The 25,742-nt window shown below is 51.0% G+C and carries 20 protein-coding genes and 1 tRNA gene; 10 read left to right on the top strand and 11 right to left on the bottom strand.

Translation table 11 applies throughout. The annotated features are described in order from the left end of the window. Positions 1 to 18: 18 nt before the first annotated feature. Positions 19 to 1,071 (top strand): NDP-sugar synthase, encoded by a 1,053-nt coding sequence (locus LLG46_09375; GenBank protein MCE5323507.1) that lies wholly within the window; start codon positions 19 to 21, stop codon positions 1,069 to 1,071. A gap of 32 nt (positions 1,072 to 1,103) precedes the next feature. Here the strand turns inward: LLG46_09375 and LLG46_09370 are convergent, their stop codons facing one another. The 5 genes from LLG46_09370 to LLG46_09350 form a co-directional block, all read right to left on the bottom strand. Then, positions 1,104 to 1,862 (bottom strand): prolyl oligopeptidase family serine peptidase, encoded by a 759-nt coding sequence (locus LLG46_09370; protein MCE5323506.1) that lies wholly within the window; start codon positions 1,860 to 1,862, stop codon positions 1,104 to 1,106. 60 nt (positions 1,863 to 1,922) lie between these two features. After that, entirely contained in the window at positions 1,923 to 3,617 is a 1,695-nt protein-coding gene (locus LLG46_09365; GenBank protein MCE5323505.1) for an AMP-binding protein, read from the bottom strand. 56 nt (positions 3,618 to 3,673) lie between these two features. Next, positions 3,674 to 4,390 (bottom strand): PEP-CTERM sorting domain-containing protein, encoded by a 717-nt coding sequence (locus tag LLG46_09360; protein MCE5323504.1) that lies wholly within the window; start codon positions 4,388 to 4,390, stop codon positions 3,674 to 3,676. 162 nt (positions 4,391 to 4,552) lie between these two features. Next, positions 4,553 to 5,962: an adenosylhomocysteinase gene (gene ahcY, locus LLG46_09355; GenBank protein MCE5323503.1), complete on the bottom strand. Its 1,410-nt coding sequence runs from the start codon at positions 5,960 to 5,962 to the stop codon at positions 4,553 to 4,555. Between the two features lie 62 nt (positions 5,963 to 6,024). Next, positions 6,025 to 9,012 carry a glycoside hydrolase gene (locus tag LLG46_09350; protein MCE5323502.1) on the bottom strand — a complete coding sequence of 996 codons (2,988 nt, stop codon included), beginning with the start codon at positions 9,010 to 9,012 and terminating at the stop codon, positions 6,025 to 6,027. A gap of 158 nt (positions 9,013 to 9,170) precedes the next feature. Here LLG46_09350 and LLG46_09345 point away from each other — a divergent pair, with 158 nt between their 5' ends. Continuing rightward, positions 9,171 to 10,412, top strand: coding sequence for a Gfo/Idh/MocA family oxidoreductase (locus tag LLG46_09345; protein MCE5323501.1), 1,242 nt, complete (start codon positions 9,171 to 9,173; stop codon positions 10,410 to 10,412). 50 nt (positions 10,413 to 10,462) lie between these two features. Next, a complete protein-coding gene (locus LLG46_09340) occupies positions 10,463 to 11,110 on the top strand; it encodes a hypothetical protein (protein MCE5323500.1) in 648 nt (215 codons plus the stop codon). A 20-nt stretch (positions 11,111 to 11,130) separates the two neighbouring features. Here the strand turns inward: LLG46_09340 and phnE are convergent, their stop codons facing one another. The 3 genes from phnE to LLG46_09325 form a co-directional block, all read right to left on the bottom strand. Next, positions 11,131 to 12,522, bottom strand: coding sequence for a phosphonate ABC transporter, permease protein PhnE (gene phnE, locus LLG46_09335; protein ID MCE5323499.1), 1,392 nt, complete (start codon positions 12,520 to 12,522; stop codon positions 11,131 to 11,133). Beyond that, complete coding sequence (gene phnC, locus LLG46_09330) at positions 12,522 to 13,274, bottom strand: phosphonate ABC transporter ATP-binding protein (protein MCE5323498.1); 753 nt, start codon at positions 13,272 to 13,274, stop codon at positions 12,522 to 12,524. Before phnC ends, phnE begins: the two co-directional genes overlap by 1 nt. Before the next feature lie 71 nt (positions 13,275 to 13,345). Then, positions 13,346 to 13,431 (bottom strand) — tRNA-Leu (locus LLG46_09325). Between the two features lie 52 nt (positions 13,432 to 13,483). Here LLG46_09325 and sppA point away from each other — a divergent pair. Genes sppA through LLG46_09295 form a run of 6 tightly spaced genes read left to right on the top strand, consistent with a single transcriptional unit; the run spans position 13,484 to position 21,091 of the window. Next, positions 13,484 to 14,605 carry a signal peptide peptidase SppA gene (gene sppA, locus LLG46_09320; protein MCE5323497.1) on the top strand — a complete coding sequence of 374 codons (1,122 nt, stop codon included), beginning with the start codon at positions 13,484 to 13,486 and terminating at the stop codon, positions 14,603 to 14,605. A gap of 2 nt (positions 14,606 to 14,607) precedes the next feature. Beyond that, positions 14,608 to 17,343: a DNA polymerase I gene (polA, locus tag LLG46_09315; GenBank protein ID MCE5323496.1), complete on the top strand. Its 2,736-nt coding sequence runs from the start codon at positions 14,608 to 14,610 to the stop codon at positions 17,341 to 17,343. A gap of 16 nt (positions 17,344 to 17,359) precedes the next feature. Beyond that, positions 17,360 to 18,199 (top strand): dihydroorotate dehydrogenase electron transfer subunit, encoded by an 840-nt coding sequence (locus tag LLG46_09310; GenBank protein ID MCE5323495.1) that lies wholly within the window; start codon positions 17,360 to 17,362, stop codon positions 18,197 to 18,199. Next, positions 18,190 to 19,113 carry a dihydroorotate dehydrogenase gene (locus tag LLG46_09305; protein ID MCE5323494.1) on the top strand — a complete coding sequence of 308 codons (924 nt, stop codon included), beginning with the start codon at positions 18,190 to 18,192 and terminating at the stop codon, positions 19,111 to 19,113. The genes LLG46_09310 and LLG46_09305 overlap by 10 nt, the downstream gene beginning before the upstream one ends. Continuing rightward, entirely contained in the window at positions 19,110 to 19,673 is a 564-nt protein-coding gene (locus LLG46_09300; GenBank protein MCE5323493.1) for a flavodoxin family protein, read from the top strand. Before LLG46_09305 ends, LLG46_09300 begins: the two co-directional genes overlap by 4 nt. Beyond that, entirely contained in the window at positions 19,670 to 21,091 is a 1,422-nt protein-coding gene (locus LLG46_09295; GenBank protein ID MCE5323492.1) for a cobalamin-dependent protein, read from the top strand. The genes LLG46_09300 and LLG46_09295 overlap by 4 nt, the downstream gene beginning before the upstream one ends. 37 nt (positions 21,092 to 21,128) lie before the next feature. On the opposite strand, the gene LLG46_09290 is transcribed toward LLG46_09295, so the two are convergent. Both LLG46_09290 and budA read right to left on the bottom strand, forming a co-directional pair. Next, a complete protein-coding gene (locus LLG46_09290) occupies positions 21,129 to 21,452 on the bottom strand; it encodes a hypothetical protein (protein MCE5323491.1) in 324 nt (107 codons plus the stop codon). Between the two features lie 79 nt (positions 21,453 to 21,531). Further along, a complete protein-coding gene (gene budA / locus LLG46_09285; protein MCE5323490.1) occupies positions 21,532 to 22,341 on the bottom strand; it encodes an acetolactate decarboxylase in 810 nt (269 codons plus the stop codon). A gap of 194 nt (positions 22,342 to 22,535) precedes the next feature. Here budA and LLG46_09280 point away from each other — a divergent pair, with 194 nt between their 5' ends. Next, positions 22,536 to 25,097, top strand: a complete 2,562-nt coding sequence (locus tag LLG46_09280) for a glycoside hydrolase family 78 protein (protein ID MCE5323489.1) — start codon at positions 22,536 to 22,538, stop codon at positions 25,095 to 25,097. On the opposite strand, the gene LLG46_09275 is transcribed toward LLG46_09280, so the two are convergent. After that, entirely contained in the window at positions 25,094 to 25,720 is a 627-nt protein-coding gene (locus tag LLG46_09275; protein MCE5323488.1) for a hypothetical protein, read from the bottom strand. The genes LLG46_09280 and LLG46_09275 overlap by 4 nt on opposite strands. Positions 25,721 to 25,742 lie beyond the last annotated feature (22 nt).

The raw sequence follows: 25,742 nt of genomic DNA, 5'->3' as shown, positions 1-25,742 counted from the left end.
TTTGGAGGGCGTCCGCCCATGAAAGCCATGATTCTTGCTGCCGGTGTAGGTTCCCGCCTCGATCCTCTCACCAGGAATATGCCCAAACCGATGGTTCCGATAGTGAACAAACCGGTTATGGAGCATATTGTCGAGCTGCTTGCAAAAAACGGTTTCAAGGAGATAATGGTCAATCTCCATTATTTGGGTGATCAGATTCAGGAATATTTCGGCAGCGGCAAGAAGTGGGGCATAAAAATTCACTATTCTCCCGAAGATCAGCTATGGGGAGATGCGGGAAGCGTAAAGCGCTGCGAGAGTTTTTTTGATGAAGAGACTTTTGTGGTGGTCGGTGGCGACGACCTTGCCGACATAGACATCAGGCGGCTGGTACGCTTCCATGAAGAGAAGAAAGCCATGGCCACCATTGCACTCTCGCTTGTGGACGACCCGTCTGAGTATGGTATAGCTCTGCTTAATGACCGCGGACGCATCACCAGATTCCTTGAAAAGCCAAAGGGTGAGGTCATCTTCAGCAATTCGGCGAATACGGGTGTCTATATTTTTGACAGGCATGTTCTGGAACTTATCCCCAAGGCGACCCCATATGGCTTCGGAAACAATCTTTTCCCGCTGCTGCTCCAGCAAAAGAGCAGGTTTTATGGCTATCTCACACGCAGCTATTGGAAAGATGTAGGCAATCTCAGACAGTATCAGGAAGCTCATCGTGATGCACTGAGTGGCAGAGTGGATGTCAAGCTGCCATGCTCCGAAGTGAAGAAGTACGTGTGGATGGGTGAGAATGTCCAGATCGATCCATCTGCCGAGATCGGCTATCCGGTCCTGATCGGCAACAACTGCAGAATCGAAAAAGGCGCAAAGCTGCTTGAGTATTCGATCTTAGGTGACGACTGCGTGCTGGAAGAGGGCTCAGTGGTCAAACAGAGCGTGCTCTGGCACGGTGCCACAGTGATGCGAAAAACAATGCTGGAGCGGTGTGTGGTCGGCGACAAGTGCTCCGTGAAGTCCAGTGCGGCTGTCTTCGATGGTGTCATCGTCGATCCCATCAGGCGAAACGGCAATCATGAGTAGCTTGACGATCTGAATCCAAAGATACAGGATATTTAACGTTCTCTATTTCGCCGCTGTGCCAACAGCCATGTCCAAAACTCATCATTATTGTAAGTTGATGTCCAAGCGTCATGCCCCACGCCGGGATAAATGGTGAACTTCGGCTCTCCACCGGCAGCCTTAACGGCATCTACCATTTTCTGGGAGTTTTCGATCTTTACCACATCGTCCTTATCGCCATGGAAAACCCACATCGGTAAGCTTACGATGAGATCTGCTTTTTTGGGATTTCCTCCCCCGCAAATCGGGGCTATTGCAGCAAACCTCTTGGGTTCTTTTACAGCCAGAGCCCAAGTTCCGAAACCACCCATGCTCAAACCTGTAACATATATTCGGTCTTTGTCGACTCTGTAATTGGCCTCAATTTCATCAAGTAAAGCAGAAAGCATATCTGTTTGGCTGTCCCACCAAGAATCCTCGGGGCACTGGGGTGAGACAAGTATAAATGGAAACTCTCTACCTTCCGCCACCATTCTTGGTGGGCCGAGCAGTTTAACTCTCTTGACGTCGTCGCCTCGTTCTCCTGCGCCATGAAGAAAAAGCACCAACGGCCAGCGTATTTTCGCATCCTTGTTATAGTCATGAGGTAAGCTGAGCATATAATCAACCTGTAATTGCATGGAGATTGTTTTCTTAAACAAACACTCTGCTTGTGCATCTTTCACCGGCTGGGGAGTAGGTTCACCAATTGCAATTCCAGTGAGCAGCATGCCGCATGTGCAAACATTCACAACTAAGTGGATAACCTTCATAGTGTTGTCTCACCTTATAGCTTGTTGAAATATAATTACGATCAAGAATGCTTGCTCAAGTCAAGCCTCAACTGCAGCAGCAAGTTTTTGTATATCTGCATGTTTGATCTTGTGTCTACATATCTTGCCGCTTGTCGTCTTTGGCAGGGCATCGGTGAACTCGATCACGCGCGGATATTTATATGGTGCAGTGATCGACTTGACATGATCCTGCAGTTCTTTTGCCAATTCATCGCAGCCTGTATATCCCGGGTTCAACACAATTGTTGCTTTCACTATCTGACCGCGTATCTGGTCGGGTATGCCTGTGATTGCACATTCGTGGACGGCAGGATGTTCCTGTAGAGCGCTTTCGACCTCAAACGGGCCGATCTTATAGCCTGAACTCTTAATGGTGTCGTCGGCACGCCCGACATACCAATAGTAGCCGTCACTGTCTTTCCATGCAATATCACCCGTATAATAGATGCCGTCTCTCCAAGCTGCATTGGTAAGCTCGGGGTCTCTGAAATAGTTGCAGAACATACCGACCGGAGTGGATTTGTCTGTGCGAAAGACGATTTGTCCCTCTTCACCTGCGGCGCATGGACGCCCATCATCGTCCAGCATATCGACCTCATAACCCGGCGAAGGCTTACCCATCGAACCGGGCTTAGGCTCCATCCATGGATAGTTGGCGATTGCAACCGTGGTTTCAGTCTGACCGAACCCCTCCATGATCTTAAGCCCAAGGCAATCGCGCACTTTGTTAAAGACTTCAGGGTAGAGCGGCTCTCCCGCCACAACGCAATATTGCAGACTGCTCAGATCATATTTTGAGCAGTCCTCCCTAACAATCATTCTATATATAGTAGCAGGACCGCAGAATGTGGTCACACGATGTTTTTCAATCGAGTCCAGCAAACATTTAGCATCAAATTTATTATCATAGTCATATACGAACACAGCGCTGCCTGCTACCCACTGCCCGTATATCTTTCCCCAGGCTGCCTTTGCCCAACCGGTGTCGGCGACAGTGAGATGAAGACCATTGTCCTGCACGTTTTGCCAATATTTAGCGGTCAGGATATGCCCGAGTGGATAGGTATGATTGTGCCGGACCATTTTCGGATGGCCTGTGGTACCGGATGTGAAATATAGAATGAGAGTGTCGTCGTTGGTTGTCGCTGCGTCACCTGTGGGTCTGTCGAATTTGTCTGAGGCAGTTTCAATCATAGTGTGCAAGTTCTGCCAACCCTGTCTCTGACCATGAATTATCACCCGGTGCTTGAGGGTTGGGGAATGCTCAACGGATTCATCCACAGCTTCCAACACGTGCGACTCATCAGAGGCGATTATCATCTTTACATCGGCTGAGTTGTTGCGGAAGATTATGTCGCGGCCTGTAAGCAGATGACTTGCCGGGATCGCGACAGCGCCAACTTTATGCAGAGCAACAACACACAGCCAATATTCATATCGTCGGCCAAGGATCAGCATTACCTTATCCCCCTTCACAATGCCAAGGGATGTAAGGTAATTTGCAACCTTGTTGCTGAGTTTATTTATATCGGCGAATGTAAATATCCGCTCGTCGCCTTTGTCATTACACCATACAAGCGCTTTTTTTTCAGGCTGGAGCCTGGCATAATCATCAACAATATCGAACCCGAAGTTAAAGTTGTCAGGAACGTCTATTTTGAAATTAGCCTTAAAGTCCTCATAGGACGAAAAAGTCGATGGTGACACATATCGGTCAAGAAAACTGCTATCCACTGCACCCTCTATTTCAGTTACAATATGTTAATTACCACTTAGCCAAGTCTGCTCGTTTACCCTGCTTTTCGTTTTCTATAAAACGTTGCTATCGAAACAAACCCGGCGCATACGGCAAGTATGCCGGACGGCTCGGGGACAGAGGTGTAAGTAACCTGACCAGTGCCTGTATGCATGGTTCCATTCATTTCGATCACGACGTTGCCGTACACTTTGTCACTATTGATCTCAATATCGTAATAAAGCCCCTCATCGTCTTCGAGAATTCTGACCATATCTGTTGCTCCCGAGGTGTGGCTGCTGCTGGCGAAGGATCCATTCGATGACCACGTGACTGTCCAGCCGTCCTGCCCGTCCAGGAGGTTTGTACAATGCAGGATTATGGTGGGTCCGTTTTCGATTTCCTCTATACTTATCCAGGGAATATCCGGGTCTACTTCAGGTTCCTGATAAGCCCCAATCGGATTAACGAACCAGTAATTCTCGTCTTCGCCATCACGTTCACCAGTTGTGTTCCAGGTGTATCCGGGCAGAGAGCCGGACGAATATGTGTAGTCAAAACTGGAAGTGGTCATGGAGGCTAGAGGGAAATCGAAGACCGTGGTTCCGCTTAAGCCCATCCCATCACCAACTGCAAGCACGTTTCTATAAATAGCTCCGATCATGACTTCGCTGACGATCAGATCGTCAATGTTCAGGCTGAGCGAATCGGCACATACTGCCCCGCAAGAGACAAACGTAAACAGCACCGTCAACACTATTACATACTTCATCTTTCCATCCCTCACATTCGTCTTATTTGTTACCCGCCAGGCTGGTTGAAGTATATCCGGCTTATTACGTTATGTCAATACAATTGACAATATAGTGTTGTAATTGCAACAAAAACAGGCTCGGCATATATTCATCCGAGCCTGTTTTATCGCTTCAATGAACTAGTATCTGTAATGCTCCGCTTTGAACGGACCATCTTTAGGCACGCCTATATAGTCGGCCTGTTTTTGATTGAGCTGTGTGAGCTTGGCTCCGAGCTTGCCGAGGTGGAGCCTGGCCACTTCTTCATCCAGCTTTTTGTCCAGCAGGTATACGCCGACCTTGTGATCGTTGGTCCACAGATCGATCTGGGCAAGGGTCTGGTTGGTGAAACTGTTGGACATCACGAAGCTCGGATGCCCCGTCGCGCAGCCGAGGTTGATGAGACGACCCTCGGCCAGCAGGTATATCGTATGGCCGTCGGGGAATGTGAACGCATCCACCTGCGGCTTGATATTTGTATGTTTTATTCCAGGCCAAGCCTTCAAAGCATCTACCTGAATCTCATTATCGAAATGGCCGATGTTGCAGACAATAGCTTGGTCTTTCATCTTAGACATATGCTCTGCAGTGATAACGTCGCAGTTACCGGTGCAGGTGACGTATATGTCTGCGCATGGCAGCGCATCCTCGACAGTGGTCACTGTATAGCCCGCCATACAGGCCTGCAGCGCACATATCGGGTCGATTTCAGTAACCAAGATTTTTGCTTTTTGGCCTGCAAGAGACTCCGCTGAGCCTTTACCGACATCGCCATAGCCGCAGATAAGGGCTGTCTTGCCTGAGATCATGACATCGGTCGCTCGCTTTATCCCGTCAACCAGGGACTCGCGGCAGCCGTAGATGTTATCGAATTTGCTCTTTGTGACCGAATCGTTGACGTTGATTGCCGGGAAGAGCAGTTCGCCCTTTTCGAGCATCTGATATAGGCGGTGAACACCCGTCGTAGTCTCTTCGGAGACACCACGGATATTCTCGACAATCTTATGGAAGAAGTTCGGGTTTTCAGCCAGAGATTTTTTCACCACGCTGTTTACTATAGCCAATTCTTTGTTGTCGGTAGGCTGGTCAACAATTGAATGATCGTTTTCTGCATTGTAGCCGCGATGGACAAGCAGGGTAGCGTCACCGCCGTCATCTACGATCAGTGTGGGGCCGCCGCCATCCGGCCAGGTCATCGCCCTTTTTGTAAACTCCCAATACTCCTCAAGTGATTCGCCCTTAAGCGCGAAAACAGGAGTGCCTGAAGCAGCGACTGCTGCAGCGGCATGATCTTGTGTGGAGAATATGTTACAGCTTGCCCAGCGGACATCAGCTCCAAGCTCGACCAGTGTCTGGATCAGCACAGCCGTCTGGATCGTCATATGCAGCGATCCCATTATTCGCGCACCCGCCAGAGGCTTTGCGGGACCATATTTTTCCCTCGTCGCCATCAGGCCGGGCATCTCTTTTTCGGCTATTGATATCTCTTTATGGCCCCAGTCAGCCAGGCCGATGTCTTTTACAAAGTAATCTATTTCAGTTGCTATCATATAAGGTTCTCCTTTTCGGTGTGCCAATGAATCCTACCATTTTTTTGCTTTGTGAGCAATGGCTATTCAACACCGAATATCGACACACCGTCAAGGCCAAACTCGAAGAGTTCATACCCATGCTTGAATTTGGACATATCGACAAAGTTTCCCGGACCAATACCGGTTTCCTGCTTAATTCCGGTCCTTCGGTTGGGGCCAAAGCAGTTGACCAGAGTGGTAGCAATGTCAAGTTCTAGTTTGTTTTTGCCGGGTTTCACCATATCGGTAATATCGATAGTATACGGCATCCATCTTAGTGTGCCGCACACTTTGCCGTTGACCTTGACCACAGCAGACGCCAGGTTGGCTCGGTTGAGCTTCAGGTATAGTCTACCGGCAGATTTTTCAGGCATGTCGAACTCAGATGAAAGCAGCGCTCGCCCGCAGTAGAATGGGAAACCTTCATCGGTCAGGTTTTTGCCTACAGGCTCTTTGAACTCCGTAATGACGTATTGCCCATCCGATACGGGTGCAAGCGAGAATTTGCCGGCCAAGTAGACCTCTTCAGCCTCTGTCGCCTCATGCTCGCGCCAATCGGGTATTCTTCTGTGCAGACCAGGCTCAGTAATGTTATTTACCTTCTTGCCTTCGATTACGAGAGTGTTCTCACCCTTCTTTATGACAGGCAGAGGGACTTTCGTGAAGTTGATGTCTTTCCAACTCTTTGCCGGATCAAATGCGCCAAGCTCACCATGCTCTTTTAGAGCTTTTACCGACTGGCCGTTGAATGTGATCGAGTCGAGGTTTTCAGCTACTTCGATTGCAGCGAAGGTGTTTTCGACCGTGCACTCCGAGAAGAACTTGTATGTTGCCTTGAACTTAGTGCCATCTTCTGCCTTGTAGAAATGTTTATGCCATGCTCCACATACAGGTCCTTCATAGACCGCCTTACCGCCGAGTTCCAGCGTCATATCATTGAGCAGTAATATGTTGTCTTCCAAAACGCGGCAGTCGAACTTGTCGATCACGGCCTTCGGCAGGCTCTGCGTAAAGTCTGTGAAGCATATGCCCGACCCGAGCACAACCGGAACGCTCTGAAAAGCCTGTTTTGCCTCCTCGCCGCAGATTATCAATATACTTCCCGCGGGAGCGAAGTTGATGTCAATGATGCCGGCTTTCGTTTCCAGTTTGTAGAGCGATCCATCAAAGAGATCGAAGACTGCCATGGGCTGATTGCCGGAAATACTTATCGTCGAGCGAACAGGCCGCTGCTCACTTGTGTTCACGATCAGATGGCGTATCGATCCGCCCACCTTTCGCGAGTGTATGAATACTTCAGGCGCATTGTCTCCTGTGTATTTATCTGTCACTTTAATCCTAGCCGGGAATATCCCGGAAACCTCATTAACAGCCTCATTCACATCGGACACAATCGTGCAGCCTGCTATATCCACAGCCGTTTCGACACCGTCGACCATAGTCGGCAGCGCGCCAGTGAAGATTAGCTTTCCACCGTTTGCTGCATACTGCTTGAGCAGTTCCAGCGTATGAGATTTTATGTTGCTTGCAGGCGGCACAACTACACAGCTGTATGAATGCTTGCCTATCTTAAAGGTCTTGACTTCGACTGATGCATGGTTTGCCATCAGGTTTTCATTTCCAAAGTGGAAGTCAATCTTTTGCGCCATGAGCTTTGAAGAAATATCAGTAAACGCTTCGTCATATATGCGCTCAGGCGACTCGGATGCCGATTTGTGCAGCGGAGTGTATTCACTCCATACACTTGTCAGAGGCTGGACCAGAAGCACATCTACCAGTCTATCGCCTTCGGAGACTGCCGCGCAAACCCTAGCCTCATAATCGGCGAATTCTTTCTCATCAGTCCACCACGGCTGCTGATAGAACAGGTTTGCCGGGTAATCACGCTTACGCTCGCCTCGCATCGAGTAGAGTGAGAGGTGATGGTTGACAAAACTGATACCCAGAGCCGCCTGCCAGTCACCGATCCATTTACGATGGAAGAAGCTGACCTGTCCGCCCACGCACCCGAAGACTTCGCAAAATGACCGTTCTTTGCCGAGTTGGTCTGCGGCTGATGCCACCTGCTTTATGGTCACCAACTGATCTGACGGGACAACGCGGCAGAGTTTGTCGACTCCCGGCCAGTGCATGAACTCATAATGGCTCATAACGTCACCAGACCACTGCGTCTGGTATACCAGCCCGTCTTCCGCCATGAAATGACCGGTCATAAGCAGGTTGTTTTCGCCACACCAGTCATAGTACTGCTTTGTGAAAGACCGTTTGAAGAGTTCTGTTGCGGCGTCATAGAAATCGAACCGCACTTTTTTGTAGTCGTCTATATCTACAAAGAGCTGCGGGAGTTTCTGCGTCAGGTCATATCCTTTGAGTTGCATAAAGAAGTCGGGCAAAAAGTCAGACCATGGCACCACCGGCACATCATATCTGTGTTGAGCCAGATAGCATGGTTCGTCCGTGAAGATTCCGGGGATTGCCTTGCCGAAGTGAGCGCTGCAGTGCTGCTTATATCTCTCGTGCGTACAGTTTATGAACTCTCTGACGGCATCCGGGCTCATCAGGTCCACATAGCTTGCGCCGTTAAACCATAGGTCCCCCAACGGCGCTATCCGTTTGCAAATATCGTATTCTGTGCCCCTGTATGTTATCGAGCATAGCACTTCATCGTTATCTGTGGCGGTTCCTTTTCTGACAAACACCAACGCGCGCGACCGATATGCTTTATCCTTTTCAGGTACTTCTCCACCTGCGAATCCTGAAGGCCACTTATCCTCATCATAGAGCCATGCGTATGTGCCGGTTTTTTCTGCCTCGTCAGCGCAGGCGTTTACCAAGTCGAACCATTCGTCAGATAGATACCCGGTCACAAGCCCGACCCGCGAGTGCATAAAATAGCTTCCCCAGCCTTTATCAGCCATTTCGCGGATCTGTCGCCTGAGTTCGGCTTCGTCGAGTTTATCGTTCCAGCTCCAAAACGGTGCGGGGCGCTTTAGAGCGTCCGGTTTTATGAGTTTATCCAGTGAGTCCATCTGAATGTTTACTCCAATCAAGTCTAGTATTGTCAGCAATAATCTCTTTGCCCGGCTGTGGTTGCAGTTCCTCCTTTTTGTTTATGTCTGCCATTGAAAAAGCCAAACAATAAGATTAAACTGTATCTATATATCAAGCAATTTTATAGGGAAGCATCATGAAAAGAGTACCATTCATAGTTGTTGGCGCAGGAAGTCGCGGCAGCGCCTATGCCAAGTATGTAAAATCGTTTCCAGACGAGGGAGAAATCGTTGCGGTATGTGAGGCACGCGATGATGTTCGCAACGACTTTGCCGACACCTATAACGTTCCTGAAAGCATGTGTTTTCGCGACTGGCGAGATATTTTGGATAAGCCGAAACTCGCTGAGGCCGCCATCATCTGCACACAGGATGCCGATCATCGCGACCCTGCCGTGGCTCTGGCGGGCATGGGATATCATTTAATGCTCGAAAAGCCCATGGCTCCCACAGCCGAGGACTGCAAAAACATCTATGATGCTGTTATCAAGAGCGGAGTTATGCTGGCAGTCTGCCATGTCTTAAGATACACTCCGTTCAACCGCAAACTCAAAGAGATGATCGACAGCGGCATTATCGGGAAAGTGCACAATATCCAACTGCTCGAGCCGGTCGGCTATTGGCATCAGGCTCACTCATATGTGCGCGGCAACTGGCGCAATGAAAACCTGTCATCATTTATGCTCCTTGCCAAGTCATGCCATGATATTGATCTGCTCAACTATTTCATACCGAGCAAATGCACGGCCGTATCATCATTCGGCAGTCTATCATATTTCACTCGTGCCAATCAGCCCGAGGGCGCATCTGATCGCTGCGTCGATTGCAAAATCGAACCGAATTGCCCATATTCTGCATACAAGATTTACATAAAAGATATCACCCATTTTGACAGATGGCCGGTGAATGTGGTGACACGCGGCGGCACGCCCGATGCAGTGAAAATTGCTCTTAAGGATGGACCATACGGCCGATGCGTATTTGCATGCGATAACGATGTCGTCGATCACCAGGTGGTAAACATGGAGTTCGGCGGCAGCGAGACTGCCGGCTTTACAATGACAGCTTTTAACCTCTCCGGTGGTCGAGAGACATACGTTATGGGCGATCAGGGCACACTTCGGTGCGTTGATCAGGGCATCGAGCATGCAGATTTCCTGACCGAAAAGAAGACCATGGTCGAGCTGAATATGGGCGACGGTCAGATCACCACGGGTCATGGCGGCGGCGACTTTGGTCTGATGAAGAGCTTTTTGTCAGCCGTGCGCAATAATGATCCGTCTCTGATCACATCGGGACCGGATGTGTCGCTTGAGAGCCATCTCATTGTCTTTGCTGCGGAGCGCGCTCGGCGAGGAAAAACAGTTGAGATGATGTAATACTAAGCATCAGTTCCGGGCAATTTTTATAGGGAGAGAGGTTTCTGGGGGTGGTCAGACTTTATAATGTAATGGCTGCGTTTGTTTGCATACTGGGTATGGTTGGTTGTGGCGGTGGTTCCGGTTCTTCAATCAGAAACTCAGAGATTGATGTCGCATCAACAAGATCATCGCCGGCAGACACTTCAGTTTCTCAGGGAAACAAAGTCGTTTGGGTCAATAATACTTCAAGCACCATCAAAATTGTAAGCGGCACTCTTGAGCCAGTCAGGCATCCTACAACGCGCGATATATCCTGTCTTGTCGGCGGCACATTTTCGCCGGACAGTCTTGATGCGGACTTTGGTGACACGATCGTCTGGCGCAACATGGATACGGAAAACAGCATCGTTGTTGAAATTCTCAATGCTTCCAATAAGGTGATCAAGAGTATGGCGATCGAGCCGTTGATGACCGGTTCGTATAGCGGCTTTTCCAGAGCCGGAAAATATAAATACCGCGTTGCAGACTCAACTACATCATGTTCACTGGTGCTATATGGTGTCCCAACACCGGATGGAAAATTCGAGAGTATGTATTTAACAGGGGGAAAGAAATTTTCAACATATTTGTTTGAGTCGGGCGTGCAAAGCTACTATATAATCGAGAGCAACAGCACCGGTTCAAGTTGTGTGACCGCTGAAATAACGGTGCTATAACTGAGCCTGGAAGTCCGGCATCAGACTATCTTTTCCCTGATCACGGCGCTCGCATAATCCATCAGCATGACCACTCCCGCGATCAGCCATATTGCTGTCGCGGCCTGCCGCCATTGCAGCAGGTTCATATACTGGATCAGTTGATAACCTATGCCGCCGCCTCCGACAAGGCCGATAACGGTAGCCATGCGCACGTTTATGTCCCAGCGATACAGTGTGAACGCAATAAACTGCGGCACAACCTGCGGCACAACTGCGTAGGCCGTCACCTGAATGTCGCTTGCGCCAGTCGATTTGATAGCCTCTATGGGACCATGCTCTATACTTTCGATTGCCTCCGAATATAGCTTTCCCAACGCACCTATCCCATGGATTGCCAGAGCCAACACGCCTGCAAAGGGTCCGATCCCCACAGCTGCCACAGCAATCACGGCTATTATCAGCACCTCCACAGATCGCAGCACGCTGAAAAGTCCCCTCACAATGCCGTAAATGGCTTTGAGAAATGCATTCCCCGACATCAGATTACGTGCGCCCAGAAAGCTCAAAGGCAGCGCAAAGATCAGTGAGAGCGCAGTGCCGATAAATGCAAGGTATATGGTCTCGAACATCCTGGGTGCGGCGTCCTTGAGTGTGCTGCTCAAACTCCATCCGCCCATCGGCACATCCATTCTCGCCTGCACGAAATAGTCGCCGGGTATATAGCGCGGGTTTGGAAAAGCCTTTGCGAACTGACCTTTGTTGCCGGTGTGAAACGATCCGACGCTCATCTCATCAGCCCCAAGCAGAATCAGAGAACCTTTCAAGTTGGGTGCAAAGTTTTTTCCCACGACAGTAACCGACTCACCATTCCTGACCTTGTCTGGACTAACTGAAATTTCCGGCTCACCAGGTTTTGTCTTGGGCTGTTGAATCACCTTTGGTGCGCCCGGTCCGGCAACTACATATTTGGCCGTTGCGCTAAATTGTTTGGTTTTGCGTGAGACAAAGTCCGGGTTACCCAGTCCTGAGACTATATGGCCTATCACGCTTCTCTGTTCCGATTGCAGTGATGGGACGTGTATATCGGTTACTTTCCATGCAGCTATGAAGTTGAGCAGTAGTATGAGAATGACAGGTCCGGCAGCCGATGCCAAGACACCTTTTGCCAGACATCTTGCATCCCATATGTTCCACAGCCAGATCAGCGCTATCCAACCGGCGAGATACGGCATGCCCACACCATAAAAGAGTGCAGCCTGTGCCACAAGCCCGATCAAAAGCGAGATGCCTCTTGTCGGCTTGCCTGCGTATATCTGACCCAGTCCGGGTATTACAGCCGATAGCACCGCAGCCAGTATCGGACTCTTTGGTGGCCTGACTTGATTGTCCGGGGTATTCCTGCCCCGGACCGACTTTGTCTGCTTGTTCATCAGGATATCTCCACCTGCTCGGCGTCCTCGCCATAAATCTGTTTGAACCTGGTCTGGTCAATTTCGCTCGGCAGCCCGTCAAAGACGATTTCTCCGGCTTTGAGTGCGACCACCCGGTTGGCGTATCTCCTTGCAAGGCTCAAAAAGTGCAAATTGCACAGCACAGTCATACCGTCGCGCTTGTTCATTTGTTCCAGGTGGTCAAGCACTGTGTGCGCAGTTGCCGGGTCGAGAGAGGCTACGGGTTCATCAGCCAGAATAAGCTCAGGTTTTTGCATAAGGGCACGTGCAATACCGACACGCTGCTGCTGACCGCCCGAAAGCGAGTCCGCACGTTCAGATTCTTTATCCAGCAGTCCGACCCTGGCCAGATTGTCTCTTGCGTCCACTATATCCTGGCTGCCGAATACATGTGCCAGGCTTGTTATGGGGTTTGTATATCCCAGCCTGCCTGCAAGGACATTTGTCAATACGTTTGAGCGCTTCACGAGGTTGAAATGCTGGAATATCATCCCGATCCGTCTGCGAACTTCTCTGAGGTCCTTTGCGGCTGTGATTTCGATATCGTCAAGGAAAATTTTGCCGGATGTGGGTTCGATGAGGCGGTTGATACAGCGGAGCAGTGTGCTCTTACCCGAGCCTGACAGTCCTATTATCGCGACAAACTGACCCGTGGGCACTTCCAGCGATACTGAGTTTAGTGCCCTGGTCCCGTTCGGATATATCTTTGTCAGGTTTTCAATTTTGAGCATTGCTCCAAACCGTCGGCTGGAATCGCTTGCCTGAATACTGCCGTTGGGGGTATACTAGCTGCGGCGAATGGTGGTGCCGGAGATCGGAGTCGAACCGATATGAGGTTGCCCTCGGTGGTTTTTGAGACCACTGCGTCTGCCATTCCGCCACTCCGGCGCGATATGAAATTATACTTTTTCCATCTCTAACTGTCAACAAGGGGATAGCCATGAACGACGATATGCAAGACAGACCACAGGAGCCTGAGCAGCCCCGGCAGGAGCAGCAGCAATACAGTCAATCTTCGCAGAGGCAATATGCACCCGGACCAGGGGTTCCGCCGGGCGGATACCAGGTTCCGCCACCTGGCGTATGGCAGTATGTTCCATATCAACCCAGATCCAGAAACTGGGTCCCTATAGTAATCGTGCTTGTTGTGCTGTTCGTGTTGTTCATATTCACTATTGGTATCATCGGTGCCATAGTCGGAGGCGGGAGCGGCGCGGCAATGGAGCGCGGACCGCACGTTGCGCTGATACGGGTCAATGGAGTGATAACTGCAGGCACTAGCAGCAGTAGTCCTTTTGGTGGAAGTGTCTCCGGCTCGGAAGATATAGTCGAGCAGCTCGAGAATGCGCGAAAAAACAGCGGCGCAAAGGCCATCGTAATCAGGATCAACAGCCCCGGCGGCAGCCCCGCAGGCTCTGAAGAGGTCTATAACGAGATCAACCGTGTGCGTAAATCGGGCAAGGTGGTGTATGTTTCTATGGGTGATCTGGCCGCATCCGGCGGATACTATATAGCTTCGCCCTGCACCAGGATATACTCGGATGCAAGCTCGATTACAGGAAGCATCGGCGTCATCTTTTCTACTGCGGACATGAGCGAGCTGTATAAGAAGATAGGCTATCGTCCCGAGGTCATCAAGTCGGGTAAATTCAAGGACATTGGCTCACCGAATAGAGCCATCACTTCCGAGGAGCGGGCTCTGCTCCAGGGGATTATAAACACGACATACGTTAACTTTGTTAATGCAGTCTCCAAGGGCCGTAAATTGCCGTTCGACCAGGTCAAAAAGATAGCTGATGGACGCATTTTCACAGGCGATCAGGCTCTTAAAGTTAAACTAGTCGACGAGATAGGTGGACTGCATGAGACAGTAGCCGCTGCGGCAAAAGCCGGGGGTATAACAGGCACACCCAAAGTTGTCGAATATGGCCGCAAGGGCTTATTGCAGAGCATTCTCGGCGGAGAGTCGTCCAGAGCCTCGGCAGAGCTGGACAGCGCAGCCATGCGAAGGGCATTGGAACTGCTCTTGAGAAATCAGGAAACCACACCGTCTCCGAGGTGATAATGACAGATAAGAAGAGACTTGTAGTAATAGACGGCAACAGCCTGCTGTATCGCGCATTTTTTGCCATGCGGTATCTGTCGACTGCCAGTGGCCAGCCGACAAATGCAGTCTATGCCTTGACCATGATGCTCCTCAGGCTCTTTGATGAAAAGCCTGACTATATAGCCGTTGCTTTCGACACACCCGTGCCGACCTTCAGGCATAAAGAATATGAAGAGTATAAAGCACACCGCAAAGCAGTGCCGGATGCGCTGATAGAGCAGTCTCCGGTGGCGCGTGAGCTTATCCGGGCATTCAACGTGCCGGTGATCGAGATGCCGGGCTACGAGGCGGACGACATCATCGGCTCTATGGCTAAAGAAGCTACTGCTCGTGGTTGGGAGACCACCATTGTCACGGGCGACCTGGATGCCCTTCAGCTTGTCAACGACCATGTAAAGGTGATGACCACTGTAAAGGGCGTTACCGATACTGTCGAATACGACCCGGATGCCGTAAAAGAGCGCTTCGGACTCACTCCCGATCAGATGATCGACTATAAGGCGCTTAAGGGTGACCCGTCAGACAATATTCCCGGCGTGCCAGGTATCGGCGATAAGACTGCGGTTAGTCTGCTTCAGGAATATGGCACACTCGAAAATCTGCTCGATCATATCAATGACCTGCCTGAGGGCAAAGCCAAGAAGGCGCTGCAGGCAAATGAAGAAATGGCACATCTCTCCAAGCACCTTGCTACTATTGTCACCGACCTGCCTGAAAAGCTGGACCTGGATGATTACGCCAGGCGCGAACCGGATTATAACGCCCTGCGTGATCTGTTCGTAAAGCTCGAGTTCAAAACAATGCTCAAGCGGCTGCCTGAAGTGGGCATGGCCGAAGGCAAAGCCGCACCGGAGGAGAGAATTGCTCTGGGGGCATGCCGCCGCATCGAGTCTGCAGATGAACTCAATAAACTCATCGACTCGCTAAAAGCAGATGGTGGTTTCGCCATGCAATGCCATACGGCAAACGGCAAGTCGATTGATGCAGAGATCATTGGAATCAGTTTCTGCATGGGTATAGGCAAGACAGCGTATGTCCAGGTAATCGATCCCGCCAAGAAATCGACAGGCTCGCTTGAGTTGGGATTTGATGGTCCGTTCCAGGCTGATCTTAGCGCATTTAAGGAAGTTCTGGAGTCGGATAAGATAGAAAAATATTGCCATGACTCAAAGCTCAATCATGCAGCTCTTGCCCTGCGAGGTGTCTCACTCAGGGGAGCGACATTCGATTCCATGCTTGGCGCATATCTGATCGATTCGTCCAGAGGTTCGTTTGAGATAGGAGATGTCGCCTTCGAGCAGCTTTCTCTTGAACTGCCGGGTGTGACCTCAAAGCAGGATGGGCAGATTGATGATGCCACTCTGGTCTGTGGTGAGGCCGAGGCCATATATCGAGTCCGCCAGCCTATCGAGTCTCGCTTGGAAAATGACGGTCTGATGGACCTGTATACCAATGTCGAACTGCCGCTGGCTCCTATTCTTGCCGAAATGGAGCTTAACGGTGTCGCGGTGGATGTGGAACAGTTGGGCGCGCTTTCGGTCACGCTTGACGTCGATATACGCGATGTGGCTCAAAGGGTTTATGACCAGGCGGGTGAAGAGTTCAACATCGGCTCTCCCAAACAGCTTCAAACTATCCTGTTTGAAAAGCTCGGCCTGCAGGCTTCCAAAAAGACCAAGACAGGTTACTCGACCAGCGCATCCGCTCTTGAAGAGCTTGCAGCGGAGAACCCGATAGTCGCCGATATTCTGCGATATCGCGAACTGACCAAGATCAAATCGACCTATGCCGATTCGCTTCCCAAGCTCATAAACCCGAGAACAGGCCGGATTCACACATCTTTGAACCAGGCAGTCACAGCAACTGGGCGCTTATCATCGAGTGACCCTAATCTTCAAAACATCCCGGTCAGAACGGAACTGGGCAGGCAGATCAGGAAAGCATTTGTCGCTGCCGGAGATAATTTACTTGTTTCAGCCGATTACTCTCAGATCGAACTCAGGATATTGGCTCATGTCACGGGTGACACAGGTCTGGTCAAGGCATTCGAGAACAATGAGGATATCCATACTGCCACAGCCTGCACTCTCTTTAGCGTGGAGCCGTCCGATGTCAGCCCCGAGATGCGCAGACGCGCAAAGACGGTGAACTTTGCTGTCATCTACGGCATGGCCGACTTCACTCTCTCAAAAGCGCTTGGTGTATCCGTTAAAGAGGCTCATGACTTCATCGAAACCTATTTTGCCAGGTTCCCCGGTGTGCGGACATTTACCGACGAGACGATAGCCATCGCCCGCGAAAATGGATATGTGACCACCCTCATAGGCCGCCGCAGGTATATGCAGGATATCAACAATTCCAACAGAAACATAAGACAGTTCGCCGAGCGCGCAGCGGTCAATATGCCAATTCAGGGCACAGCCGCTGATATCATGAAGACTGCCATGATAAAAGTGCACGATGCTTTGAAAGAGACCGGGTTGTCGAGTAAGATGCTTTTGCAGGTCCACGATGAGCTTTTGCTTGAGGTTCCGCCGGACGAGCTTGAAACAGCGTGCAATCTGGTTCGTGAGGGCATGGAGCAAGCTATGGATTTGCATGTCCCACTGAGGGTGGACGTTAAGTCGGGCAAGAACTGGTCTGAAATGACTACCGAAAGCGATGAAGAACCATTGATTGGTCTCGGCGAATAATATGCACGGGGGTTCAATGAAAGGTATATATAATTGCGAAGTGATAGCACAGAGCGAGGTATCACCAGGAGTAATACGTTCGCTGCTGCGCTGTCCTGAAATAGCATGCCAGGCTCAGCCGGGGCAGTTTGTGAATGTGCAGGTGTCCGCCACCACTACGGATCCACTGCTCAGGCGTCCGTTTTCGGTGCATGCCGTCTACCCGAGCGAGGGTCTTTTCTCACTGCTCTATGTGCTGGTAGGCAAGGGTACTGCTATGATGACAAAGATCACCTCGGGTGAGAATATAAGCGTGGTGGGGCCATTGGGGCGCGGGTTCGATCTGGGCAATTCGCCCGATGCGCAGCATATATTGGTTGCGGGAGGCTGCGGCGCGGCTCCGCTGCACTTTCTGAGCGACAGGCTCTGCGCCTTATGGGGATGTAAAAATGTCAAGGTGCTTGTAGGAAGCCGGAGTAAAGATGCGGTGCTCTGTGAGGCTGAGTTCATCTCGCATGGAGTCGAAGTAGAAGTCTCGACGGATGACGGGACTTACGGTCATCATGGTCTCGTAACAGAACTGCTGAAGCGCCATCTGGACTCTTCACTCTCCACTCTCCACTCTCCGACTAGAATATATTCCTGTGGACCCAATGCCATGATGCGTGAAGTCGCAAGAATTGCTCACGAGGCGGGTGTGTCGAGCTGCCAGGTGTCACTTGAAAACAATATGGCCTGCGGTTTGGGAGTATGTATGGGCTGCGTGCAAAAGATCAAAGGTGCAGTGCCGGGGGACACATCCGGCACTGATTGGCATCGTGAGAGAGTATGCAAGGACGGTCCGGTGTTCAATGCGGAGGACATAATATGGGACTAACTACACCTGACCTCAGTGTGAATATCGGCAAGATCAAGATGAAAAATCCGGTCACGGTAGCCTCGGGCACTTTCGGGTCCGGCCAGGAGATGGCAGATTTCTATGACCTGGGCAGGCTGGGTGCGATCACAGTTAAGGGAACATCACTTGAGCCTTGGCCGGGTAATGATTATCCCCGCACAGTCGAGACATCCTCGGGCATGCTCAACGCTATAGGTTTGCAAAATGATGGCCTCGACGCCTTTGTAAACGAGAAGCTGCCGTTTTTGAGGCAGTTCGACGTGCCGGTGATTGTGAATGTGGTCGGCCAGAGCGTGGATGAATACGCCCGTGTATCGGAGGTTCTCGGCAAGACCGAAGGCGTCCACGGCCTGGAGCTTAACGTCTCCTGTCCCAATGTAAAAAAAGGCTGCCTTGCTTTTGGAAACAGCCCCGAGGGCATAGCAGAAGTCGTCAGCGCCGTGCGATCAGTAACGGACCTCACCCTGATAACCAAGCTCTCGCCAAATGTGACAGACGTTGTGTCAATCGCAAAAACGGCTGTCGAAGCTGGCAGTGACGCGTTGTCCCTGATAAATACTCTTCTCGGGGTTGCAATCGACCCATGGCAAAAAAAATTCAGGCTCGCCAATATCACAGGCGGGCTTTCCGGCCCGGCAATCAAGCCCATTGCTCTGCGAATGGTCTGGCAGGTTGCGCAGGCTGTAGATGTCCCGATCATAGGTATGGGCGGGATTATGAATGCAACGGATGCGGTCGAGTTTATGCTTGCAGGGGCTGATGCGGTTGCAGTCGGCACCGGAAATTTCGTGAATCCCATGGCCGCGGTGGAGATTATAGAAGGCATTCAGGAATATCTGATGTCGACCAATGTAAGCGACATAAAACAAATCGTAGGAGTGGTAGGCAAATGAAACTGACGACATTTCTTGGCAGTCCTCGCGCAGACGGCAATACCGACATCATCGCATTGAGGGTAATAGATGGTGCTCGTGACGCGGGTCTAGATACTAAGACCATAGCGCTGCGCAAGCTCAACATCAGGGGCTGCGTAGGCTGCAGCATGTGCTGGAAAAACGGCAGAAAGTGCGCTATTGACGATGATATGACATCGCTCTACGACATCATCTCCGATTCCGATGTCCTATTGTTTGCCACACCTGTATACTGGTATGCTCCTACCGCCATCATGAAAGCTTTCATAGACCGTTTCGTAGTCTTCAATCACGCACAAGGCAAACCCCTCATAGAGGGCAAGTCAGTTGTATTGGTGACAGCATATGAAGAAGAGGGACCTTCTGCGGCTGAGCTGATGCTCAGAATGTTCGATCTTAGTTTTGACTATCTGGGTGTGAAGCTTGTGGGCAGCATCGTAGCTGACGGCCTGGGACCTAAGGGCGCGGCGCTGAAAAAAACTGATGTCCTTGACAGCGCATATAAACTGGGTCTGGCGCTCGGCGAGATAAAACGGTGAGGGTGCTGCTTGTCAATACAAACCGCATGAAGCCCGCGGTTGCCCCGATCGGTCTGGATTATCTTTCTGATGGTTTGATTGATGCCGGTCACGACCTCCGGCTGTTGGACCTGTCATTTTCGGACGATGTGGCCTCTGACATAAGCGCATCTGTTCGAGAATTCGACCCGGAAGTGATAGGTGTTACAGTCCGCAACACGGACGACTGCTATTTCAGCGGCGGTGCATTCTTTCTTCCTGAGATCAAGGAGATGATAGAGCATCTGCGCAGCAAATCCGATGCGCCTATAGTGCTGGGTGGTGTAGGTTTTTCAGTGGTTCCGGAGCGAGTGATGGATTTCTGCGGCGCTGATTATGCCGTCACGGGTGAAGGTGAGACCGGATTTGTGCATCTGCTCCAGGTGCTGGGTTCAAAGCGGCCAATCGAAGCTGTGCCAAACATTCTTTATCGCGAAAAAGACTCGATCAAGCGCAATCCAATGGTTGAGAGCAATCTCGACAGTCTGCCTCCAAGGCGTCGCTCTCTCGTCAATAATGTCCGCTATTTCAAAGAAGGCGGCCAGGCGGGGATCGAGACCAAGCGCGGTTGCAACATGGCCTGCATATATTGCGCGGATCCTCTGGCCAAGGGACGGCGCGTCAGAGTGCGTTCGCCGAAGCTCGTTGTAGATGAAATAAAGGCACTTTATGATCAGGGTATCGATCACTTTCACACCTGCGACTGCGAGTTCAACATCCCCGCCGATCATGCTAAAGCAGTCTGCCGTGAGATCATAGATACGGGGCTCGGCGATAAGATTCGCTGGTATGCCTATTGCTCGGTGACCCCATTTGACGCGGAGATGGCGGATCTTTTCAAGAGATCGGGCTGCGCGGGTGTCGATTTCGGCGCGGACAGCGCCAATGCCTCAATCCTCGGCATCCTGGGCAGGCATTTCTCACCCGATGACCTTGCGATCACAGCCAAGCATTGCCATGAGCACGACATCCCGTTTATGTATGACCTGCTTGTAGGCGGTCCCACCGAGACCCGTGAAACGGTGAGGCAGACAATCGACTTTGTCCGAAGCATAGACGTCGATTGCGTCGGAGTCGCGATGGGAGTGCGCGTGTATGAGGGGACCGCTATGGCCGAGTATGTCCGCAAGATGGGCGATATGGCCACTAACCCATATCTTCACGGAGCCAGGAGTGAGAACCCATACTTCTTGAAGCCTGTGTTCTATATCTCACCCGACCTGGGCGAGGGGATTGTTAAGTATCTACATGAACTCGTCGATGGTGACAAACGGTTTTTCCTGCCCAGCAACGAAGAGGTCGAGAGCAACTATAACTATAACGACAACAACGTATTGGTCCGTGCAATATCAGACGGTGCGCGCGGAGCATATTGGGACATTTTGAGGAATATGACATAGCCGACTTATTCATATCGTCGGATTGACGGTGACTCGCCTAATATATCAGAGGCGCAAATCCCAACACTTTCTGCCAGATGAGTGAAAGCACGATACAAAGAGGAGCCTGGATGTATTTTGAGAAGTAGTAGTAGTGTTCTTTCTTCATATTGATATGGAGCTTTTTTAAGAGTTCCTCGCCGAATGTGGTCTCGCTGTCTTTACCATACTCGATTATCGTAAGAGCGCAGCGCCCGAATATCATTATATGAATGCCCCACACAACATATATGAGCACATTTATCCACCAGGAAAAGAGAACCGGCAGAAATGTAAATGCCAAAGTAATTACTGTGTGTAGAGCAAATATGACGCTTCTCACTTTATCCACCGTTGTGAGTTATTGGATATGAGTTTATGATGATGGTCCGAGGATCATCAAAATAAACGACCATACATCTCTACTGCTTGCCTTGTTCAACCTTTTCAAGAGTTTCACTGCTAGCTGGCTCGAAGTCTGCACGATAAAAACTCTCATCTTTCGGCAAAGAAAGCTCGAACTGCGGGGTGATGTCAAGCAATACCTTCCCGCACTTGATGCTGCAATCCAGCAGGTGGCCGCCCTGAGAGCGATCCGAGGTAATGAAGTGCATATGGTAACCGGGGACGTTCGCGCCCTTCACGAAGTAAGGACACCTGAGAGCTACAATGCTTCCTTCGACATCAGAGAGTTCAAACACAGGCTGCTTTACTGTTACGTCTGCGAGGGGCTGGTATGGCTTATTCTGCCTGGGAACGCTCCTCGTCCTGACGCGTGTGAATGTGCCGTCGATTCTAATTGCGTAGAACAGGTTCTTCGAGGGCAGCATGTCGTTCAGGAACTCTTGCAGCCTCGAAAGTGTCATCTCGTCCTGGATCGTGGCGACCTTGTCCTTATCGAAGAACGTCACCGCTGCAAAAGGCGTGGTCACAGCAGCGTCTGGCTTGCGTGATGTGCCATCCGAGGTGATCTGGTAGACGATACCGTCCACAACCACCATCTCTCCATCGAGTCCGTCGAATGTGCCGAGCCCGAAGTCGCCGTGTTTTGTCAACCGGCCGATGCTGATCCAACCGTCATACAAGCCCGAAAGGAGCGAGTCTATGGTTGCTATCTGATAAAGCGTTTCTCGATCCGGTTCTGCTGCGAGAGAGGCCGTCAGGAACAGGATCAGGATCAGGCAGACGATCCACTTGCACCTAATAACTACATTGCCTAATGTTGATATCATTATGCTCCTCCAGCCGTGCTGGTCGCTGGCATTATAACATATAGGCCATCGGTGTTGGAAGCTATTGCAACGAATTCAAAAACGGCCTTGTCTATTTCCAAGTCTTTCCAAATCCCTGTGTATCAAAAACCTTGCCCAACTCCCGCTAATATGCTATCGTTGCATAGCAGACGGCTTTTGGAGTATCAGCACGTATGGATTGGAATGCAAAATGGATCTGGGCGAGAGCGCACTCGAGTACGCCCAATTTTTATATGTATGCGCGCAAAGAGTTTGATGCGGCATCCGTATCGAATGCGACTGTATGCGTGTCGTGCTCCACTGAATATAAGCTATACGTCAACGGCCATTATGTAGGCCGTGGACCCAGCCCCTGCCACCCCTCATTTCAGTATTATGACTCCTACGACATCAGAGGCTATATCCGCCCAGGCGGCAATGTCATAGGTGTGCTCTGCTATAACTACGGCGTAGGCACACACAGCAGGCCGCAGGCTCCAGGCGGATTGCTCGCTCAGATGGAGATCACAAACGGCGGCGGCAAGACCATCATTGCAACCGACGAAACATGGCGCGTCATGCCCGCACCCGAGTGGGACCATGATTCCGCGCAGATGTTTTGGACAATTGGCTTCCAGGAGATATACGACTCCCGCAAAAAGCCGGTCGGCTGGAATGTGGTCGGCTTTGACGATTCCGCCTGGCAGGAGCCGGAGGTTATAGGCGAAGTTGGTGTCGAGCCGTGGCTGGAGATGGTCCCCAGGCAGATACCCGCTCTCAAAGAGCAAGAGAGGTTTCCCGACAGGGTGATCGAGAGCGGCACTTTTACTCCCAATGACGACCCTATAATAGACATCGCGGCGCGCATGTACAGCGAACAGACCAACCCGGAGAAAGGTCCAGTGATCCATCAGAGCAATCTGCTCACCAGAGACAATGGTGTCTCCGAGATTGCGCCGACAAAGAATGCGTATATAGTCCTGGATTTCGGCAGAGAGGTTGTAGGTTTCCCTACTATATGTGTCACCGACGGCGGCAGAGGGATCATAGACATAGGTTATAGCGAGGCATTGGATGATAATGGCCGGGTGAACCCTACCAGGCAGGACATTCTGCAGGCCGACAGGCTCATCCTGCACGGCGGCAGGCAGGATTGGGAGACCTTCGGGCGACGAGCTTTCAGGTATATGCAGCTATCGTTCAGAGATTTGGATCGACCGGTGCGTCTGGACTGTGTGTCGATCAAACAGGTAGGCTATCCCGTCGAGCAGGTGTCGTCATTCGAGTGCTCGGACGATCTGCTCAATCGTATATGGCAGACCGGCGTATACACCCTCGGCATCTGTATGCAGGACCATTACGAGGACTGCCCACTGCGCGAGCACGGCCAGTATCCCGGAGATGTGCGCGTGGAAGCCCTGATGAACTACTACTGCTTCAACGACAGCAAACTGGTTGCCAAAGCGCTGTGGCAATATGTGCAGTGCCAGCGTGAAAATGGCCTGTTCAATGCCTTGTGGCCGTCGAGCACAAATCATATATTGCCGGACTATAACCTTGTCTGGGTGCTCATATTGCATGATTACTATCTGTATACGGGCGATGCCGAGCTGGTGAACCGACTATACGAGAATCTGCGACTGCTTATGGAAAATTGGCTGCGGACTCAGGAGAGCGAGCACGGCCTGCTCACATGGGAGCCGAACCCGGATGTGCCAAACCATGAGTGGTGGCTCTTTATCGACCATGAGCCCTTGGATAAGCATGGCGAGGTGGCTGCGTACAATGCGTTTTACTACCAGGCTCTGCGTGACGCATCCAAGCTGGCGGCAGCAGTCGGCAGGAATGACGACTCGGTGCTCTGGCACAGGAGAGCCGAGCATGTGCGAGAAAAGTTCAATGAACACTTCTGGAGCGATGAGCTGGGCGCATATGTCGATTGCAATGTGAATGGAGTAAAGAGTAAAACTCTCAGCGTCCAGACAAATACCCTGGCTGTGATATTCGGCCTTGCAGATAATCGTAAGTGCAAGCATATTGCAAAGGTGCTTACGCAGGGCGAGCCGGTGATCCAAAGCTCAGGACCTTATTTTGATTTCTATGTCCTGCTGGCCATGGCCAAGCTGGGAATGGCAAGCAAGGCTCTGGCGCGCATAAGGTTATGTTGGGGAGGCATGCTTGAGCGGGGTGCGAGCACATGGTGGGAAACATTCGACCCGAGCTGGCCGACGGGTAAAATTTGCCCCGACAGTCTCTGTCATGCATGGTCGGCTGCGCCGACGTATTTTCTGCCTGCCGAGATTCTCGGGGTGAGGCCGTCCATGCCTGAGTCAGACGTAGTGGTGATCCATCCGAGGGTGGGGGACTTACAGTGGGCAAAGGGCCACATCGAGACCGCAAAGGGTCACGTAGATGTGGAATGGCATAGTGAGCCTGGTCATTTCCAGATCGATATAGACGCCCCCAATGGTTATATCATCGCGCTGCCCATCGGCGGGTTTGACGATCCTATTATAGAAGAGCTGGATCTGAGTCCGGAGACTCCTGAGCGCAGAGCGAGAAAGACATATGGCTGGGGGAATGTGATCTGGAGATCTGGTGAAGAACACGACCCCTATCTGGACTGGCTTCTCACACAAGAAGCCGAACCGCCTGAGAGTTACAAAAGAAAAGAGCGCTGCTCGGCAGTAGACGACTATGTATGGGTTCGCGAGGGCAGCTACACCCACGTGCGATACGAGATTCGCGAGGCTTAATATCTGCCGTTATACGTGATCTTTATATAAACGTTGGTCCCGTTTTCCCGAGTTGCTTCCAGTGCGCTTTTGACGTGCCATATCTTTGATACATCGTATTGAAAGCCTGCGCTGTCGATTGTTCTTTGCCCCTGGTCTCGGTCGGTCAGTATATGCAGCTTATCGCCGACCCTATAGTCAAACCCGACAAAATACTTAACCTGTGCATTTGTGTCTTTTGCAATCCCAAGTGTGCAGTCGACCGGCTCGAACAACCGCGACACTGCAATGTATGGCACTGCCTGATTACGCCTTCCGATGTTATCGATACCAACAGCTGTGGCCAGCAGCTTATCGTCAGCGGATGCAAAGGTATATTTAATGAAAAACACAGTGCCGCTGGCGCTTTTGACGATTGGTGTTTTTACTTCCAACTGTACCCTATCACCAACGCCGAATTTCGCCCCTGCTTCCTCGTTTAATGCCTGCGCATTCAGTAGTTGACCTCGTCGTGTGATTTCCAACGAGTAGCGGTTTTTACCAAGAGTCCTTGCTGTCGGGGTTACGATAATCTTTGTGAGCGCGAATACTGGGTTGGCGCATATGATGAACATCGTCGTATATATTGCCACTGCAATCTTCATTCTTGCCGTCATAGTGTGTTGA

The organism is bacterium (genome assembly GCA_021371935.1).
Classification (GTDB): domain Bacteria; phylum Armatimonadota; class UBA5829; order UBA5829; family UBA5829; genus UBA5829.
Note: the sequence above shows the minus strand (reverse complement) of the source record. Positions and strands in the feature narration are given on the sequence as shown.

Coding starts and splice junctions, on each gene's coding strand:
- LLG46_09375 (MCE5323507.1), top strand. CDS start 19: ATGAAAGCCATGATTCTTGCTGCCGGTGTAGGTTCCCGCCTCGATCCT.
- LLG46_09370 (MCE5323506.1), bottom strand. CDS start 1,862: ATGAAGGTTATCCACTTAGTTGTGAATGTTTGCACATGCGGCATGCTG.
- LLG46_09360 (MCE5323504.1), bottom strand. CDS start 4,390: ATGAAGTATGTAATAGTGTTGACGGTGCTGTTTACGTTTGTCTCTTGC.
- ahcY (MCE5323503.1), bottom strand. CDS start 5,962: ATGATAGCAACTGAAATAGATTACTTTGTAAAAGACATCGGCCTGGCT.
- LLG46_09350 (MCE5323502.1), bottom strand. CDS start 9,012: ATGGACTCACTGGATAAACTCATAAAACCGGACGCTCTAAAGCGCCCC.
- LLG46_09345 (MCE5323501.1), top strand. CDS start 9,171: ATGAAAAGAGTACCATTCATAGTTGTTGGCGCAGGAAGTCGCGGCAGC.
- phnE (MCE5323499.1), bottom strand. CDS start 12,522: ATGAACAAGCAGACAAAGTCGGTCCGGGGCAGGAATACCCCGGACAAT.
- phnC (MCE5323498.1), bottom strand. CDS start 13,274: ATGCTCAAAATTGAAAACCTGACAAAGATATATCCGAACGGGACCAGG.
- sppA (MCE5323497.1), top strand. CDS start 13,484: ATGAACGACGATATGCAAGACAGACCACAGGAGCCTGAGCAGCCCCGG.
- polA (MCE5323496.1), top strand. CDS start 14,608: ATGACAGATAAGAAGAGACTTGTAGTAATAGACGGCAACAGCCTGCTG.
- LLG46_09310 (MCE5323495.1), top strand. CDS start 17,360: ATGAAAGGTATATATAATTGCGAAGTGATAGCACAGAGCGAGGTATCA.
- LLG46_09305 (MCE5323494.1), top strand. CDS start 18,190: ATGGGACTAACTACACCTGACCTCAGTGTGAATATCGGCAAGATCAAG.
- LLG46_09300 (MCE5323493.1), top strand. CDS start 19,110: ATGAAACTGACGACATTTCTTGGCAGTCCTCGCGCAGACGGCAATACC.
- budA (MCE5323490.1), bottom strand. CDS start 22,341: ATGATATCAACATTAGGCAATGTAGTTATTAGGTGCAAGTGGATCGTC.
- LLG46_09280 (MCE5323489.1), top strand. CDS start 22,536: ATGGATTGGAATGCAAAATGGATCTGGGCGAGAGCGCACTCGAGTACG.
- LLG46_09275 (MCE5323488.1), bottom strand. CDS start 25,720: ATGAAGATTGCAGTGGCAATATATACGACGATGTTCATCATATGCGCC.